Source organism: Nonomuraea sp. CX421 (assembly GCF_059358955.1).
In genome coordinates this window covers 100,927-116,666 of sequence record NZ_JCADBK010000005.1, presented here as the reverse complement: position 1 = coordinate 116,666, position 15,740 = coordinate 100,927, and the positions used below count along the sequence as shown (strand labels likewise).

The window sequence follows — 15,740 nt, the reverse complement described above, 5'->3', positions numbered from 1 at the left end:
ATACCGGCGCATAGTGGGTTGATGGAGGCGCGGCCCGCGGTCGACGACGCCGCGCTCGGGCGCGAGGCCCTGTCCGTGCTCGAGGCGAACTGGACGGGCGCCGCCACGGTGCCCGCGCCAGGGCTCTACCCGCACCAGTGGAGCTGGGACTCCGCCTTCATCGCCATGGGGCTGGCTCGGTACCGCCCCGACCGCTCCCGTGCCGAGCTGCTCAGCCTGCTGCGGGGGCAGTGGGCCACCGGGATGGTCCCGCACATCGTCTTCCACACCCCCGAGGCGTACTTCCCGGGGCCGTCCGTCTGGCGCTCGCACGACCACGACGCCGCGCCGCGGCTGCTGACCTCGGGACTCACCGCCCCGCCGCTGCACGGGCTGGCCCTGTGGTGGATCTACCGGCACACCGGCGACGCCGACTTCGTCCGGCGGGCCTACCCCGCGCTGGCCGCGCAGGACGGCTACCTCGCCGCCGCCCGCGACCTGGGCGGTGCCGGCCTGGCCGCGATCGTGCATCCCTGGGAGTCGGGCATGGACGACAGCCCTGTCTGGGATTCCGCGCTCGCCGCCCTGCCCGAGATCAGGTACGGCTACCGCAACGTCGATCTGGACGAGCGGCACCCGGACAGCGACCACGACCGCTACGTCTGGCTGGCCCTGCGCTACCGCAACGCCGGTTACCGGGCCGAGTACCTGCGGGACGAGCACCCGTTCGCCATCGAGGACCCGATGTTCAACGGGATCTGGCTCGCCTCCTGCCAGGCCATGGCCGAGCTGGCGCCGCTCGCCCAGGCCGACCCGGCGCCGCACGCCGAGCGGGCCGAGCGCATCAGGCGGGCCCTCCTCGACCGCCTCTGGGACGGCTGCTTCTACGCCCGCGACCTGCGGGCCGACCGGCTCATCCGGGTCCGCACCGTCGGCGGGTTCGGCCCTCTGCTCGACCCGGGGCTGCCGGGCGAACACGTCAGCGCGATCGTCGAGATCCTCGAGTCGGCCCGGTTCATGGGCGCGACCGGCTACCCGGTGCCCAGCTGCGAGATCCGCGCCACCCAGTTCGACCGCACCCGCTACTGGCGCGGCCCCTCCTGGGTGAACACCAACTGGCTGCTGCGCCGGGCGGCCGCCGTGCACGACCTCGCGCCGCTGCGTGAGCAGCTCACCAACGGCACCCTGCGGCTCGTCCGGCAGGCGGGCTTCCGCGAGTGCTTCGACCCGTTCGACGGCAGCGGCCGGGGGTGCCGTGACTTCTCCTGGAGCGCGGCGCTCACCCTGGACCTGCTCGCGGATACCGTTGGGGCATGAGCTTCCTGCGCCGCCTGCCGTCCGACGTCCGCAAGAGCCTGGCCACCGAGCCGGGGGAGCGGGTGCTGACCTTCGCCGGCGCCGACGGCGGCTACGTGGTGGCGACCGATCGGGCGCTGTTCCTGTCCGACGGGACCCGCGTGCCGTACGAGACGATCGACCGGGCGAGCTGGGACGACGAGGGGCTGCGCGTGGTGACCGCGGACGGTCGGTCGCACCGTGAGCGGGTCGGCGAGCCGCGGCTGCTGCCCGAGACCCTCCGCGAGCGGGTCAACTCCACGATCGTGGTGAACAAGCGGGTCCTGCTGCCCCGGGGCGGGGTGCGGCTGGTCGCCCGGCGCAGGCCCGGCGGCGAGGTGCTCGGCTGGACTCTCGTCTTCGACGACGATCTCGACCCCGACGACCCCGGACTTCGCGCTCAGGCGGAGCAGGCCCTGGAAGGAGTGCGGCGCAGCATGGGCGTGTGATGGCACACGCCCATGCCGCGCCCGGCCGTCAGTAGGGGATGCCGGTCTTGCCGGCCTGCTGTTCGGCCTTGTGCGGCTCGGGTCGGTCCTTGGGCCAGCCCGTGCCGTCGTCCTGCTGCTCCTTGTCGCCCAGGAACGGGATCCGATGCTGCAGTGTGTCACCCACCCTGTGTCTGGCCACGTCGGCCGCCTTCGACACCTGCGCGCCGACCACTCCCGCGGCCCCCTGGACCCTCGGGTTGTCCGCGACACGCTGGGCCGCTTGTTTGATCTGTTCATAGCGCTCGCGGCCGGCCTTGCTGCCCAGCACGTAACCGACAGCCAGCCCGACAACGAATGTCATTCGATAGCGCATTTTGCACCTCCGCTGTCTCCGGCTCTACCCCGATCAGGATGCGACACGCACTCCCCGAGTGCGCTAATGTAGTCGTGCGCCGACCGGAGGGGCCCTAACCCCCTGCAGGCAGCGCAGATGTTCGATCCCGCGTAGCTCAACGGCAGAGCAGCCGGCTGTTAACCGGCAGGTTATAGGTTCGAGTCCTATCGCGGGAGCTGTGATCAACTAAGAGGTTGGTAGCTCAGGCCCTCTCACCGGCAGCAGGTGGGAGGGCCTGAGTCGTTCCGGGAGCCAGCATCACGGCCCTGACGCCAGGCGCGCGGCCGGGCAGCCCTGCGGCTGGCCCGCTACCCGGCGGGCGGGACGACGGCGGACGGGCAGGCCGGATGTGTGGATGGGCCGGCGCATGCTCACAATCCTCGGTCGCGCTTGAACTTCTCTGGATCTGAAAAGTACTGAGAAGCGTCACTCGTGGCCTTGACGACAACGGGGTCCTCAAGGGGGGCGGGCCATATCTGAAGGTAGTGGTTGTCGACGCCGTCCTCCCTCGCGCCTTCCCAGTCCATGTCCTTGACGTGATACCGCATGCGGTAGGTCCCAGGCCCAGCATGGAGAGGAGGAAGGGGACACATCACAACGTCGTCATGGGCGAACCCGCTCATCTCCACTTCGCCCGACCTGGACACGTAGCTAATTTCCACGATGTCCTCATAGGTGGCGAGATCTGCCCCGGGGTCCCGGTCAGCGATCGTCACAGTGAAGTCGGCAGGCCCCCGCTGATGGGTGACGCGGAGGGTGACCCAACCCTTCTCGACCTCGATGAACCCAACGGACTGGGCTGGTGTGTCGGCATACCCGTCGAGTTCCCTGTCCTGCAGACCGGCGATGCCGCAGTCGGCGACTTCGACCGTCAGACGTACGGTGCGAGTCTCGTCGCTGCTCATGAACGGGGAGCGTAAACGCCACCACCGACAAGATCGTTTGAAGTCCTCGCGAGTTAGCCCTGTGCCAAGGCCGTGATCGGCTGAGGGATCGAAGGGGGCCAAGTCGGGAGCCACGCCAGGTAAACGGGCTAGATCCAGGACGGGGACAGTCGTTCCGGGAGCCGGTGAGATCGCCGGCGCGGGCGTCAGGAGGTCAGGGCGCCTCGGCCGGTGGGGGTGTGGGCTCCCACCCGGGCCTCGCCGCCGCAGTGGCGGCAGACCAGCAGCGGATCAAGGGGCTGACCACAGGAGTGGTGCCACCGGACGGGAGGATCGTCGGGGTGCAGGTGACGATCGCCCCACTTCATCAGTGCGATCAGGACGTCGCACAGCTCCACGCCGGCGGGCGTGAGGTGATACTCGTGCCGGACGGGATGATCGTTGTAGCGTTCGCGCTGGATGATCCCACCGTCCTCCAGCTTGCGGAGCCGGGTGGTGAGGATGTCGCGGGGCGCGCCGGTGTTGCGGACGATCTGGTCGAAACGCCGGACGCCGTAGCTGAGCTCGCGAATGGCGAGCAGGCTCCACCGCTCGCCGACCAGGTCCAGGGCGTCGGCGATGGAGCACTCGCGCGGTCGTGCGTCCTTCGGCATGCTGCGCAGCTTAGCCGGGGTGGATCCCGGGCCTGACCGGGTCGTGATCAGAGCCTCTCGATGACAGTGGCGTTGGCCATGCCGCCGGCCTCGCACATGGTCTGCAGGCCGTACCTGCCGTCGCGGTCCTCCAGGGCGTGGAGCAGGGTGGTCATGATGCGGGCGCCGCTGGCGCCCAGCGGGTGACCGATGGCGATCGCTCCGCCGCGCACGTTGACCCGGGACGGGTCGGCGCCGGTCTCCCGGGCCCAGGCCAGCACCACGGAGGCGAACGCCTCGTTCACCTCGAACAGGTCGATGTCCGAAAGCGTCAGGCCGGCGCGGGCCAGGACCTTCTCGGTGGCCGGGATGATCGCGGTCAGCATGAGGAGCGGGTCGTCGCCCACGACGGCGAAGGAGTGGAAACGGGCGCGCGGCCGCAGCCCGAGCCGTTCGGCGGTGTCGGCGCCCATGACCAGCACCGCGGCGGCGCCGTCGTTGATCGGGGAGGCGTTGCCCGCGGTGATCTTCCAGCCGATCTCCGGGAAACGGCCGGCGATCGCCGGGTCGTGGTAGGCGGACTTGAGACCGGCGAGGATCTCCGGCGAACTGCCCGGGCGGATGGTCTCGTCGACGCCGGCCCAGGTGACCTCCCGGTCGAACTCGCCGTTCTTCCACGCCTCGGCGGCGCGCCGATGCGACTCGCACGCGTAGGCGTCCAGTTCGGCCCGGGACAGGCCCCAGCGGGCGGCGATCAGTTCGGCGCTGACGCCCTGCCCGACCAGGCCGTCCGGGTAGCGCCGGGCCGTCATCGGGCCGAACGGGTCGCTGCCCGGCAGGATGGCCGAGCCCATCGGGACCCGCGACATCGACTCGACACCGCAGGCGATCGCGATGTCGTACGCCCCGCTCCGCACGCCCTGCGCGGCGATGTGCAACGCCTGCTGGGACGAGCCGCACTGCCGGTCGACGGTCATGCCGGGCACGCTCTCGGGGAACCCGGCGGCCAGGACGGCCGTACGGGTGATGTTGACGGCCTGCTCGCCGGCCTGCGTCACGACGCCGCCGATGACGTCGTCCACCAGCGCCGGGTCGATGCCCGCCCGTTCGACCAGCGTCTGGAGTGTGCGGGCGAGGAGGTCGACGGGATGATCGTCGTGCAGCACCCCTCCCGGCTTGCCCTTGCCCACCGGAGTGCGAACCGCTTCTACGATCACCGCGTCGCGCATGATCCCGCCTTCCTTTCGTCGTCGAACTCGCTGTGCCGGGCTGGAGAGAACAAGGCTCACTCCTTCACATGGGCCGTACCAGGCGCAGTTGCCTGGCGCTGCCGAGATGGTCGCCGTCCGGTCCCCAGGCATCGATGCCCTCGTCGACCCAGCCGTCGGCGCTCGCTCGATGCGTACGGGCCCGCAGCAGGACCCACGGTGAGGCGGTCCGCAGGAGTCCGATGGCGGGCCTGACGGCGAACTCCACGGTGGGGAGGAAGGCGAGCTCCGACAGGACGGCCGCATAGGAGGGCGCCAGGCCGTCCATCAGGAGTGCCAGCCGGTGGACGTCCGGCGGCTCGTCGTCCTCCAGCAGCCTGATCCACGCGGTCAGCTCGGGCTCGGCGCCGCCCGCGTACGGCCGGTTCGGGCCGACGGGACGGATCTCCATGGACGTGGAGATCGCCACGAACTCGGGCGGGATCGTGAAGGGTCAGCCCACCGTGGACGCCGCCGAAACCCCGCAGATGCGCGCCGGTCTCGATCAGATCGTCCAAGGGGGCCGCTCGCAGCAGCGCACCGGGAGGAGTCACGAGCCGCTCCGGACCGGATGCGCGTGCCTGGAGCCGGTCCGGCCGGCGGGGACGGGCAGGGGCGCGAGCGCCACGGCGCAGGTGTTCAGGACCCAGAGGGCGGCCGGAGTGCCTGGGGGACGCAAGAGCAGCCTCCGAGTTTGATTTTCCAACTAACTGGTTCATGGACGATATCGCAGCCAGTTGGAAACAACAACTGACTGCGTAGGGGGCGTCACCGCCAGTGCGGCGCGCCCTGACGTCGAGCGGTGATGTCACGCTTTGTATCTCTAAGGTCACGCGATTTTCCATTTGCCGGGACAAACCCGGGATCACGAGGAAGGATGGGGAAGCCGTGCCCGCGAAGGGCGCGGCAGCCGCGGGCATCCATGTGGGCGGTGTGGAAAGGGCGCCGCCGGCAGGAGGGCGTCGCCGACCCGGAATCGGCGGGGTGCTCCGTCTACCGGAAAAGTGCTGGTTACTGCGTGCGTACCTGGATCAGGTCCCTGCGTTCCCTCGATGCCATCGCCGTGCCCACCGTCGACCGGGCGATCGACCTCCGTGAGGCGGAGCGTTTCGTCAGGCTCTTCCACGAGGAGAATCCCGCCGCGGGCGACCCGCGGCCACGGGTGCGGGAGGTCGCGGGCGAGATCGCCCGCCACGGCACCTACACGCACACCTACGAGGAGTTGCAGTTCGGCGCGCGGGTGGCCTGGCGCAACAGCAACCGCTGCATCGGGCGGCTCTACTGGCGGTCGCTGAAGGTGCGCGACCGCAGGCAGGTCCGCAGCGCCGAAGGGGTGGCGATCGAGTGCGTGGCCCACCTGCGCGAGGCGACGGGTGAGGGGAGGATCCGGCCCACGATCACCGTGTTCCCTCCCGACGCGCCCGGGGCGCCGGGGCCGCGGGTGCTGAACGAGCAGCTCATCCGCTACGCCGGATACCGCGACGCCGACGGCGCGATCACCGGCGACCCGCGCTACGTGGACTTCACCAAGCGGGTGCGGGCGCACGGCTGGCGCGGCGCGGGTGGCCGGTTCGACGTGCTGCCGCTGGTCGTCCAGACCGCCGAGGGCGGGCGACTGCTCTGCAACCTGCCCGGCGACGCCGTGCTGGAGGTGCCCATCGTCCATCCGGAGTACCGGTGGTTCGAGGAGCTCGGGCTGCGCTGGCACGCCGTGCCCGCGATCTCCAACCTGTGCCTGGAGATCGGCGGCCTCTGTTACCCGTGCGCGCCGTTCAACGGCTGGTACATGGGCGCGGAGATCGGCGCCCGCAACCTGGCGGACGTCACCCGCTACGACCAGCTTCCGGCGGTGGCCGAGCGGCTCGGCCTCGACACCTCGACCGAGCGGTCGCTGTGGCGCGACCACGCGCTGGTGGAGCTGAACGTGGCGGTGCTGCACTCGTTCGAGCGGGCCGGGGTGACGATGACCGACCACCACACGGAGTCGGCCCGCTTCCTCACGCACCTGGCCAGGGAGGAGAAGGCGGGGCGCGTGTGCCCGGCCGACTGGTCGTGGATCGTCCCGCCCATCTCGGGCGGGGTCACACCGGTCTTCCACCGCTACTACGACAACCGCGCGCTCACACCCGCCTACGTCCACCACCGCTGAGGAGCCCGCCTTGCGTCCGAGGGATAGAACATGGTTCTGTTACTCCATGGCTGAACTCGTTCTCTCCTCGGTCGACCGCGGCGTGCTCACCCTGACCTTCAACCGCCCCGACCGGCTCAACGCCTGGACGGACGCGATGGGGCGGCGCTACTTCGACCTGCTGGAAGAGGCCGAGAAGGACCCCGAGGTGCGGGCCGTCGTGGTGACCGGCGCCGGCAAGGGCTTCTGCTCGGGGGCGGACTTCCAGATGCTCAACGACATCCAGACCGGCGCGTACGACGAGGAACCCGACCCCCGTCCCAACACGTACCCGACCACGATCCGCAAACCGATCGTCGCCGCGGTCAACGGCGCCTGCGCCGGGCTCGGCATGGTGCACGCCCTCGTCTGCGACCTGGTGTTCACCGCCGCCGAGGCCAAGTGGACGACCGCCTTCTCGCGCCGTGGCCTGGTCGCCGAGTACGGCCTGTCCTGGATCCTGCCGCGGATCATGGGGCAGCAGCGGGCGATGGACATCCTGCTGTCCGGCCGCACGTTCACTGGCGCCGAGGCGTTCGAGCTCGGACTGGTCAACCGCGCGGTGCCGGGAGAGTCGCTGCTGGCCGAGGCCCAGGACTACGCGCGGGAGCTCGCGGTGCACAGCTCGCCCGTGTCCATGGCGATCATCAAGCGCCAGGTCTGGAACGACTGGAACGTCACCCTCGACGCGTCGGCCAAGACCGCCGTGGAGGAGATGGTCACCTCCTTCGGCCGGCCCGACTTCGCCGAGGGCGTGGGCAGCTTCCTCGAACGCCGTCTGCCCGACTTCCCGCCCCTCTAGACGGACACTCCTCCGGCGCGGCGCCGCGGGGAGGAGCGGTCCGGTCGGCGGCGGGTCAGAAGGCGACGGGTGAGGCGCCGGCGGAGGGCACGGCGGGGAGGAACCGAGGGGCCTGCCAGCCGCGCTCGGCGTAGGCGTCCTCGACGGACCGCCGGACGGAGTCGAGGCGGTCCTCGGCGACGAGCGCGACGGCGGACCCGCCGAAGCCACCGCCCGTCATGCGGGCGCCGCGCGCCCCGCCGCGCAGTGACGCCTCGACCGCGAGGTCCAGCTCGGGCGACGACACCTCGTACTGGTCGCGCAGCGACAGGTGCGAGGCGTTGAGCAGGGCGCCGATCTCGGTCACGGCGCCGGCGCGCAGCAGGCCGACGAGTGCCTCGACCCGGTGGTTCTCCGTGACGACGTGCATGACGCGCCTGCGTTCGGCGCCCTGCAGCCGGTCGAGGGCCCCGGCCAGGTCGGTGACGTCGCGCAGCGCGGCCACGCCGAGCTTGCGGGCCGCCGACTCGCACTCGGCCCGGCGCTTGGCGTACTCGCCGCCCGCGTGCTCGTGGTGCACCCGGGTGTCGATGACGAGCAGGCGCAGGCCGTGGGCGGCCAGGTCGAGCGGGACCCTGCGGTGGCCGAGCGAGCGGCAGTCGAGGAACAGCGCGTGGCCCTCCTCGCACAGCGCCGAGGCGGCCTGGTCCATGATGCCGCACGGCATGCCGACGAAGTCGTTCTCGGCGCGCTGTCCGAGCAGGGCGAGCTCCATGGGCGTCAGGCCGAGGTCGTGCAGGTCGTTGAGGGCGGCGGCGACAGACACCTCCAGCGCGGCGCTGGAGCTGAGCCCGGCGCCCTGTGGGACGTCGCCGTCGATCGCGATGTCGGCGCCCGGCACCCGGTCGCCCAGCATCGCGAGCACGCCCACGACGTAGCGGGTCCAGCCCTGGGCGTCGCCGTGCTCGGTGATCGTGATCGGGTCGGGGGAGGACTGGAGCGACAGCAGGCGGATCGTCCGGTCGGCGCGCGGGCTGATGGCGGCCGTGACGCCCCAGGGCACCGCGAACGTGCCAGACCGTCGCCGGATCCGCGCCGAAGGCCGTACGGAAAGCTTCAACAACGCGCATAACCGAACACTCCTCAACAATCGACCTTCCGTAGACTAGCGCGAGTGGAGGAACTGCTGGATCCCGCGACCACCTCCGTCCGGGTGCTGCTCAAGCACGACGACAACAAGACACGCAAGCTCAGGTACAACCTGGGCCACGCGCGCGTGCTCACCTTCGGCGGCGCCTACTCCAACCACATCCGGGCGGTGGCCGCGGCCGGTCGGCGGCACGGCTTCGAGACGATCGGGGTGATCCGCGGCGAGGAGCGGCTGCCGCTCAACCCGTCGCTCGCCTACGCCGCCGCCTGCGGGATGACGCTCACCTATCTCGACCGGGCCGCCTACCGGCTGAAGGACACGCCTGAGGTGCTGGCCCGGCTGCGGGAGCAGTGGGGGGAGGTGTTCGTCCTGCCGGAGGGCGGCAGCAACGCGGCGGCCGTGCGCGGCTGCGCCGAGCTGCCGGGGGAGATCGCGGACGACTACGACGTGGTCTGCTGTCCCGTGGGCACCGGGGGCACGCTGGCCGGCATCGCGGCGGGGCTGCCGCCCGGCAAGCGGGCGATCGGGTTCGCGGTGCTGAAGGGGGCGGGCTTCCTCGTGGACGAGGTGGCCCGGCTGCAGCGTGAGGCGTATGGGCGGGTCTGGGACAACTGGTCGGTGGACCTCGACTACCACTTCGGCGGGTACGCCCGGTCAACACCCGCCTTGGACGGATTTATCGCCAAATATCAGGTGGAAGGGGTGTACGTCGCGAAGATGCTCTACGGCCTGGTCGATCGCGTACGGCAGGGTGCCTTCGCCGACGGCACCCGCGTCGTCGCCGTCGTCACCGGTCAGCCCTCGGTCCCCGTCTCGCTGTGCGGCGCCCCGACCGGCTTCGACTCGGGTGACCCGCGCTGGCGCAGGTAGATGGAGAGCGCCACCATCGACAGCACGGCCAGCAGCTCCGACTGCCAGTTCTGCAGGGACCGGTTCCAGAACTCCGGCGAGGTGATGTACGCGCCCCAGGAGATCGGGTCGCGCAGGTCGGTCAGCCGTTCGGCGTTGCCGGCCGCCAGTCCCGACACCGACTGCGCCAGCCACGACAGCACGAAGACGGTTCCCATGGTCAGCCCCAGCGAGTTGCCGTACAGGTGGAGCCTCAGCCCGGTCGACTTGGCCCACGCCGGGGAGCGGGGTTTCGCGTACGGGCCGACCAGCTGCTCCTCGTCCGAACCGGGGCCCTCCTCGCCGGGCTGTTTCGACTCCGGCGACCCCTTCTGGACCAGCCAGACCGTGAGCATGATGAACAGCAGGAACTGCAGGTATTCGGACTGCCAGTTCTCCGACACGTCCACGGCGAACGCCGACGACGTCACGTACGCGAGGAGCGAGACCGGCTGCAGGCCGTTGACCAGCTGCTGGTCGTTGAACTCCAGCATGCCCGCGACCGCCTGCCCCGCCAGGGCGAGCACGAACAGCGTCATGAACGTCAGCGAGAGCGCGTTCTCCCGGATCCATCTCACAGATGAGCCACCCCCAACGCGAAGAACCACACCAGGCCCGCCACGATGATGACCAGGGTCAGCACGAACACGACGCGCATCAGTCCTCCAGGGCGCAGTCGTAGGGCAGGTCGCGCTCCGGCTCGCACCCGGCCGCGCGCACCCGCCAGCCATCGGCGAACCGGTGCAGGAACACCGTGTCCCCGGCCAGCCTCACCACGGCGTCGTCGCCCCACACCTCGACCGAGGTGACCCGGCCGCCGGGCCCCAGCCGCAGGTCCGCGAGGGCCGTGGCGCACGTCTCGCCGGGGTCGGGCAGCTTCCTCGCGGCCTGCCGGGTCAGCATCGCGCACGCGGCCTCGTCCTGGTGCGCGGCCACCGCGGTGTGGAACCGCGCCGCCACGCGGGCGGGAGCGGCCGTGTCCACGGCACAGCCCGCGGCGAGCAGCAGGGCGAGTGCCGCGAGGGCGGATCTCATGCGCCGCATCTACCCGTCCAGAAACGCGGCACTCTGGCGCGGACGGCAAGAGTCGGCAGGCGTGCCGTTGGGGAACTGGCATCCTGTACGGATGCGGCAAGTGACCGTCCTCGGCAGTTGTGGTGCGTTTCCCGAGCCGGGCCGTGCCTGCAGTGGGTTCGCGGTCGACTGGGACGGTTACCGGCTGCTGCTCGACCTGGGCTACGCCACGCTGCCGCGGCTGCTCGCGCACTGGCCGGATGGCGCGGTGGACGCTGTCGTCGTCACCCACGAGCACCCCGATCACTGCATCGACCTGCACGGGTTGTTCCGGATGCGTTTCTACGGCGACCCCGGTGGCCCGCGGCTGCCGTTGTACTGCCCGCCGGGCGTGCTCGACCGGATCAGCGGGTTGGAGCCCGACGTCGACCTCCACGCGGTCTTCGACGCGCATCCGCTGCCGGGCGGTCACCAGGTGGGGCCGTTCGCCCTCACCGGGTTGTCGCTGCCGCACTACGTGCTCAACGCCGGCATCCGCCTGGAGGCCGACGGGGTCGTCCTGGCCTACACCGGCGACACCGGTCCGACTCCCGCGCTCGCCGAACTCGGGCGCGACGCCGACCTGTTCATCGTCGAGGCCACCGACCGCGACGGCGAGGCCGACCGCCCCACCCGCAATCTGCTCACCTCCACGGAGGCCGGTCACTGGGCCCGCCGCTCCTGCGCACGCCGGTTGATGCTCACCCACTTCTGGCCGGGCAACGACCGGGCCGCCTCCGTGGACGCCGCCCGGAAGGAGTTCGGCGGTGAGGTGCTGGCGGCCGAGGAAGGACTCACTGTCCCGCTCGGTTGATCAGACCCGGTGAACGTTCGTGGTCATCCCATTAGTCGAGTTGGTCGAGGATCGGCGTGACGAGCGCGTTGAGCTCGCGTACCAGCACCACCAGGGCTCGCTCGGCCGACTCCTCGACCTTGTCGTGCGGCCCCTCCGGCTCCGGCGGCAGGTCGTCGAGCGGCACCGGCACCTCGACCAGCAGGGTGGCCCGCAGGAACGGGATCCTGGCCAGGTCCTGCTGCGTCGGCTCGACGTACTGGCCGAACGTCTCCTGCCAGCCCAGCCAGCCGCGGTCGCGCCACCAGGCGCGCGAGCGGGTGAGCTCCTCGGGAAGGGGCGAGACCAGCCTGACCCGCGCGTTCAGGGTGCCGTCCCAGGTGTTGCGGTGGCACGTCGCCTCAAGGACGCGCCGGTCCCAGCGCACGTAGCCGGGGTTGAGCGACGGCGGGGTGGCCAGCCGCCAGGCCGCGCAGGCGAACCTGACCGGCGCGATGTCGCCCCACTCGAACTCTTCGAGGTTCTTGCGTACGTGCACGGCATAGCGCCCGCCACGATCTCTGTCGAACTCCTGATCGATCCAGAACGCTCTACCCATGGGCACTACGCTACGGCCCTCCACCGGCTCCCGGCGCGCGCACACCAAAAGAGCGCGTTCGCCGCAAGCCACGGCTTGACCGGCATCCGGCCTTGTCTTGCATTAAATGACCGGATAATCTGATTTAGTCAAATATTTAAGGTGAGGTGGAATGGTGAAGGCGGGACGGCCGCCGCAGGATCCGGCGCGCCAGCTGGAACGCGCGCACCGGATCCTCGACGCGGCGGCCGAGCTGATCGAGCGCTGGGGCTACGACAAGACGACGATCGACGACGTGGCCAGGCAGGCAGGGGTCGCCAAGGGCACCATCTACCTGCACTGGCGGACTCGTGACGCGCTCTTCGCCGCGCTGCTGCGCCGCGAGCGGCTGCGCATGCTCGAAGGGGTGCGCGAGCAGGCCCCCGCCACGCTGCGCGACCTGGTCCGGGAGCTCACCGTGGAGCTGGTGCGCAGGCCGCTGATGAAGGCGATCCTGCTGGGCGACTCGGAGGTGCTCGGCAAGCTGAACCGGCAGAAGCGGCACAGTGAGACCACGCCGGAGCTGGCCGCGGCCTTCGAGGAGTATCTCGGCGAGCTGCGCGAGCAGGACGCCGCCCGCGCCGACCGCACGCCGCGCGAGCAGCTCACGGTGCTCGCCGCCGTCCTCTACGGGTTCCTGTTCACCCGCAACAACCTGCCGGAGAGCATGCGGATGCCGGACGACCGGCTCATGGAGCTGATCGCCGAAACCGCCGACCTCGCCATCGGCACGGGCGTGACGCCGTCCGGCGCCGCCTCGCACGCCATCGCGCGGGCCACCGCCCGCTATCTCGACACCGTGGTGGAGATCGCGCGAAACAAGCTCGCGACCTCCCTGGGCTCGTAAGGAGCGTGTCACGTGGACGCCTTAGTCCTTCCTCTGGACGACCCCGCCGCCGATCTCGCCACAGCGGGCGGCAAGGGCGCCTCCCTGGCCAGGCTGGCCGGGGCCGGACTGCCCGTCCCCGGCGGGTTCCTGATCACGACCGCCGCCTACCGCGCGTACGTGGCGGACTTTCACCACCGGATCGTCGAGGCGGCGGCCCGGGGCGACGCCGGCCGGATCGCGGACCTGTTCGCCGCGCACGACGTGCCCGCCACGCTCGCCGCCCGGATCCGCGAGGCTCACGCCGGGCTGGGCGACGACGTCCCCGTGGCCGTGCGCTCGTCGGCCACGGCCGAGGACCTGCCCGGCATGTCGTTCGCCGGGCAGCAGGACAGCTTTCTCAACATCAGGGGCGAGGCGCTGCCCGACGCGGTCCGGCGCTGCTGGGCCTCGCTGTGGAACGCCCGCGCCATCGCCTACCGCGAGCAGAACGGCGTGGCCCACGACGACGTCGCGCTGGCCGTGGTGGTGCAGGAGCTCGTCGACGCCGACGCGGCCGGCGTCATGTTCACCGCCGACCCGGTCACCGGCGCCCGCGACCGGACCGTGATCAACGCCTCGTGGGGGCTGGGCGAGGCCGTCGTCGGCGGCCACGTCACCCCTGACACGATCGTGGTGGCCGCCGGCGCCGTCACCGAGGCGCACGCCGGCGACAAGACCGTCATGACCGTACGCACGCCTGACGGCACCACCGAGCGGCCGGTGCCCGCGGATCTTCGAGAGGCGCCCGTCCTGGACGAGACGGAGGCCGTCCGGCTCGCCGCGATCGGCTCGCGCGTCCAGGAGCTGTACGGCACGCCGATGGACGTGGAGTGGGCCAGGCGCGACGGCGAGTTCCACATCCTCCAGGCCCGGCCCGTCACCGGCCTCACCGAACAGGTCGAGGAGTGGAACGACAGCCTCAAGGGCGACTACCTGTGGACCGGCGGCAATCTCGGCGAGGCCATCCCCGACGTGATGACGCCCGTCACCTGGTCGTTCGTCCGGCTGTTCATCCAGGAGGCGATGTCCGCCTCGGCGCTGCCCGGCTTCGACCTGGTCGGCAACATCGGCGGCCGCTTCTACATGAACCTCAGCGTGATCCACTCGGTCGCCGCGGCGCTGGGCATGCGGCGCAGGCTCGGCGCGATCGAGCAGATCTTCGGCAGGGTGCCGCCCGGCCTGGACGTGCCGCTGCTGAAGGTCTCGCGCTGGGAGATCATCAAGCGGGTGCTGCCCATGGCCGTCCGGATCCGCGGGCGGGTCCGCGCCAACCTGAGGGAGATGCCCGCCTTCCTGGCCACCGCCGAGCGGCGCGGCCAGGCCGTCCGCGACCGCATCGCGGCCACCACGGATCCGGCCGAGCTGGCCGGCCTGTGGGGGAGCGACGTCGAGCCGTACCTCGTCACCGCCTCCCGGATGCTGGAGGCGGCCGGTCGGCAGGGCGGCACGACGCTCGTCTTCACCCGCGACCGGCTGCGCGCGATGATGGGCGACGTCGACGCCGAGGCGATGCTCACCGGCGTCAACACCGGCGGCGAGCTCGCCAGCCTCGGCCCCGTCATGGGCCTGAGCCGGCTGGCCAGAGGCGAGATCGACCGCGACACGTTCGCCCGCGTCTACGGGCACCGGGGGCCGCACGAGTTCGAGGTGTCGATCCCGCGCCCGGGAGAGGACCCCGCCTGGATCGATCGCGCGCTCGCCGGCCTGCGCGACCTGCGCGACGACACCGCGGCGCTGCTCGCCCGCCAGCAGGAGGCCCGCGACGCCGCCTGGGCGCGGTTCGCGCGCCGTTACCCGCGCCAGGAGGCCAGGATGCGCGCCCGGGTGGCGCGCTGGAACGCGGTCGTCCGCGACCGCGAGACGACCCGCTCGGAGGTCATCCGCGCGTTCTGGGCGCTCCGGGCGTTCACGGTGCGCGCCGGGGAGCTGACCGGCCACGGCGACGACCTGTTCCACCTCTATCTGGACGAGATCCTCGCCGTCCTGCGCGGCTCCGCCGAGCCGCTCGCCCGGATCCCGGTGCGGCGCGCGACCTACCTCAGGTACGCCTCGCTGCCGCCGTACCCGGCGCTGATCGTCGGCCACTTCGACCCGGTCCGCTGGGCCGCCGACGCCGGCAGACGCGCGGACCTCTACGACGCGCGGGGCGGCGACGTGCCCGTCAGCGACACCGTGACCGGCTTCCCCGGCGCCCCCGGCGTCGTCGAGGGCGTGGCCCGGGTGCTGTCCGGCCCGGAGGACGGCGACCGGCTGCGGCCCGGCGAGATCCTGGTGACGACGCTGACGAACGTCGGCTGGACGCCGATGTTCCCCCGGGCGGCGGCCGTGGTGACCGACCTGGGCGCGCCCCTGTCGCACGCCTCGATCGTGGCCAGGGAGCTGGGCATCCCCGCCGTGGTCGGCACCGGCAACGCCACCATGCGCCTGCGCGACGGCGACTGGGTCCGGGTGGACGGTGAACGGGGCACGGTGGAGTTGCTCAGGTCAGCTTCTCGGCCGTAAACGACCGAGCTTGCAGCTCC

At 71.3% G+C, this 15,740-nt stretch carries 18 protein-coding genes and 1 tRNA gene; 10 read left to right on the top strand and 9 right to left on the bottom strand.

Annotated elements, in window-relative coordinates; genetic code table 11:
* Positions 1-21: 21 nt before the first annotated feature.
* Entirely contained in the window at positions 22-1,296 is a 1,275-nt protein-coding gene (locus AC5L3X_RS11940) for an amylo-alpha-1,6-glucosidase (protein WP_189123786.1), read from the top strand.
* The gene (locus AC5L3X_RS11935) at positions 1,293-1,763 is read left to right on the top strand and encodes a hypothetical protein (RefSeq protein ID WP_494856976.1); all 471 of its coding nucleotides are present in this window, start codon (positions 1,293-1,295) and stop codon (positions 1,761-1,763) included. The genes AC5L3X_RS11940 and AC5L3X_RS11935 overlap by 4 nt, the downstream gene beginning before the upstream one ends.
* A gap of 28 nt (positions 1,764-1,791) precedes the next feature.
* Here AC5L3X_RS11935 and AC5L3X_RS11930 read toward each other — a convergent pair whose 3' ends face one another.
* A complete protein-coding gene (locus AC5L3X_RS11930; RefSeq protein ID WP_189123788.1) occupies positions 1,792-2,118 on the bottom strand; it encodes a YtxH domain-containing protein in 327 nt (108 codons plus the stop codon).
* Positions 2,119-2,243: 125 nt separating this feature from the next.
* Here AC5L3X_RS11930 and AC5L3X_RS11925 point away from each other — a divergent pair.
* Positions 2,244-2,315 (top strand) — tRNA-Asn (locus AC5L3X_RS11925).
* A gap of 195 nt (positions 2,316-2,510) precedes the next feature.
* Here AC5L3X_RS11925 and AC5L3X_RS11920 read toward each other — a convergent pair.
* The 4 genes from AC5L3X_RS11920 to AC5L3X_RS11905 form a co-directional block, all read right to left on the bottom strand.
* Positions 2,511-3,044 carry a hypothetical protein gene (locus AC5L3X_RS11920; RefSeq protein ID WP_494856975.1) on the bottom strand — a complete coding sequence of 178 codons (534 nt, stop codon included), beginning with the start codon at positions 3,042-3,044 and terminating at the stop codon, positions 2,511-2,513.
* 185 nt (positions 3,045-3,229) lie between these two features.
* Complete coding sequence (locus tag AC5L3X_RS11915) at positions 3,230-3,676, bottom strand: winged helix-turn-helix transcriptional regulator (RefSeq protein ID WP_189123790.1); 447 nt, start codon at positions 3,674-3,676, stop codon at positions 3,230-3,232.
* Positions 3,677-3,723: 47 nt separating this feature from the next.
* Positions 3,724-4,884 carry a thiolase family protein gene (locus tag AC5L3X_RS11910; RefSeq protein ID WP_494856974.1) on the bottom strand — a complete coding sequence of 387 codons (1,161 nt, stop codon included), beginning with the start codon at positions 4,882-4,884 and terminating at the stop codon, positions 3,724-3,726.
* 64 nt (positions 4,885-4,948) lie between these two features.
* Positions 4,949-5,314, bottom strand: coding sequence for a thioesterase family protein (locus AC5L3X_RS11905; RefSeq protein WP_494856972.1), 366 nt, complete (start codon positions 5,312-5,314; stop codon positions 4,949-4,951).
* Between AC5L3X_RS11905 and AC5L3X_RS11900 the strand changes: the two genes are divergently transcribed.
* The 3 genes from AC5L3X_RS11900 to AC5L3X_RS11890 all read left to right on the top strand — a co-directional run bounded on the left by AC5L3X_RS11900 (position 5,313) and on the right by AC5L3X_RS11890 (position 7,871).
* A complete protein-coding gene (locus AC5L3X_RS11900) occupies positions 5,313-5,600 on the top strand; it encodes a hypothetical protein (protein WP_494856970.1) in 288 nt (95 codons plus the stop codon). The two genes, AC5L3X_RS11905 and AC5L3X_RS11900, sit on opposite strands and share 2 nt — an antisense overlap.
* A 320-nt stretch (positions 5,601-5,920) precedes the next feature.
* Complete coding sequence (locus AC5L3X_RS11895) at positions 5,921-7,051, top strand: nitric oxide synthase oxygenase (RefSeq protein WP_225262567.1); 1,131 nt, start codon at positions 5,921-5,923, stop codon at positions 7,049-7,051.
* 46 nt (positions 7,052-7,097) lie between these two features.
* Positions 7,098-7,871 carry an enoyl-CoA hydratase-related protein gene (locus AC5L3X_RS11890; protein ID WP_494856968.1) on the top strand — a complete coding sequence of 258 codons (774 nt, stop codon included), beginning with the start codon at positions 7,098-7,100 and terminating at the stop codon, positions 7,869-7,871.
* A 55-nt stretch (positions 7,872-7,926) separates the two neighbouring features.
* On the opposite strand, the gene galK is transcribed toward AC5L3X_RS11890, so the two are convergent.
* Positions 7,927-8,913, bottom strand: a complete 987-nt coding sequence (gene galK, locus AC5L3X_RS11885) for a galactokinase (RefSeq protein ID WP_494856966.1) — start codon at positions 8,911-8,913, stop codon at positions 7,927-7,929.
* A 111-nt stretch (positions 8,914-9,024) separates the two neighbouring features.
* Between galK and AC5L3X_RS11880 the strand changes: the two genes are divergently transcribed.
* Positions 9,025-9,870 (top strand): 1-aminocyclopropane-1-carboxylate deaminase/D-cysteine desulfhydrase, encoded by an 846-nt coding sequence (locus AC5L3X_RS11880; protein ID WP_494856964.1) that lies wholly within the window; start codon positions 9,025-9,027, stop codon positions 9,868-9,870.
* On the opposite strand, the gene AC5L3X_RS11875 is transcribed toward AC5L3X_RS11880, so the two are convergent.
* Both AC5L3X_RS11875 and AC5L3X_RS11870 read right to left on the bottom strand, forming a co-directional pair.
* On the bottom strand, positions 9,795-10,466 hold the full coding sequence (locus tag AC5L3X_RS11875; protein ID WP_494856963.1) for a DUF6766 family protein: 672 nt from the start codon (positions 10,464-10,466) through the stop codon (positions 9,795-9,797). The two genes, AC5L3X_RS11880 and AC5L3X_RS11875, sit on opposite strands and share 76 nt — an antisense overlap.
* Before the next feature lie 79 nt (positions 10,467-10,545).
* On the bottom strand, positions 10,546-10,923 hold the full coding sequence (locus AC5L3X_RS11870; protein ID WP_494856961.1) for a hypothetical protein: 378 nt from the start codon (positions 10,921-10,923) through the stop codon (positions 10,546-10,548).
* Positions 10,924-11,014: 91 nt separating this feature from the next.
* On the opposite strand from AC5L3X_RS11870, the gene AC5L3X_RS11865 reads away from it, so the two are divergent.
* Entirely contained in the window at positions 11,015-11,755 is a 741-nt protein-coding gene (locus AC5L3X_RS11865; RefSeq protein ID WP_494856959.1) for an MBL fold metallo-hydrolase, read from the top strand.
* 31 nt (positions 11,756-11,786) lie between these two features.
* Here AC5L3X_RS11865 and AC5L3X_RS11860 read toward each other — a convergent pair whose 3' ends face one another.
* Entirely contained in the window at positions 11,787-12,332 is a 546-nt protein-coding gene (locus AC5L3X_RS11860; protein ID WP_189123799.1) for a hypothetical protein, read from the bottom strand.
* Positions 12,333-12,483: 151 nt separating this feature from the next.
* Here AC5L3X_RS11860 and AC5L3X_RS11855 point away from each other — a divergent pair, with 151 nt between their 5' ends.
* Both AC5L3X_RS11855 and AC5L3X_RS11850 read left to right on the top strand, forming a co-directional pair.
* Complete coding sequence (locus tag AC5L3X_RS11855) at positions 12,484-13,197, top strand: TetR/AcrR family transcriptional regulator (RefSeq protein WP_494856956.1); 714 nt, start codon at positions 12,484-12,486, stop codon at positions 13,195-13,197.
* Between the two features lie 12 nt (positions 13,198-13,209).
* On the top strand, positions 13,210-15,720 hold the full coding sequence (locus AC5L3X_RS11850; protein WP_494856954.1) for a PEP/pyruvate-binding domain-containing protein: 2,511 nt from the start codon (positions 13,210-13,212) through the stop codon (positions 15,718-15,720).
* Positions 15,721-15,740: the final 20 nt, after the last annotated feature.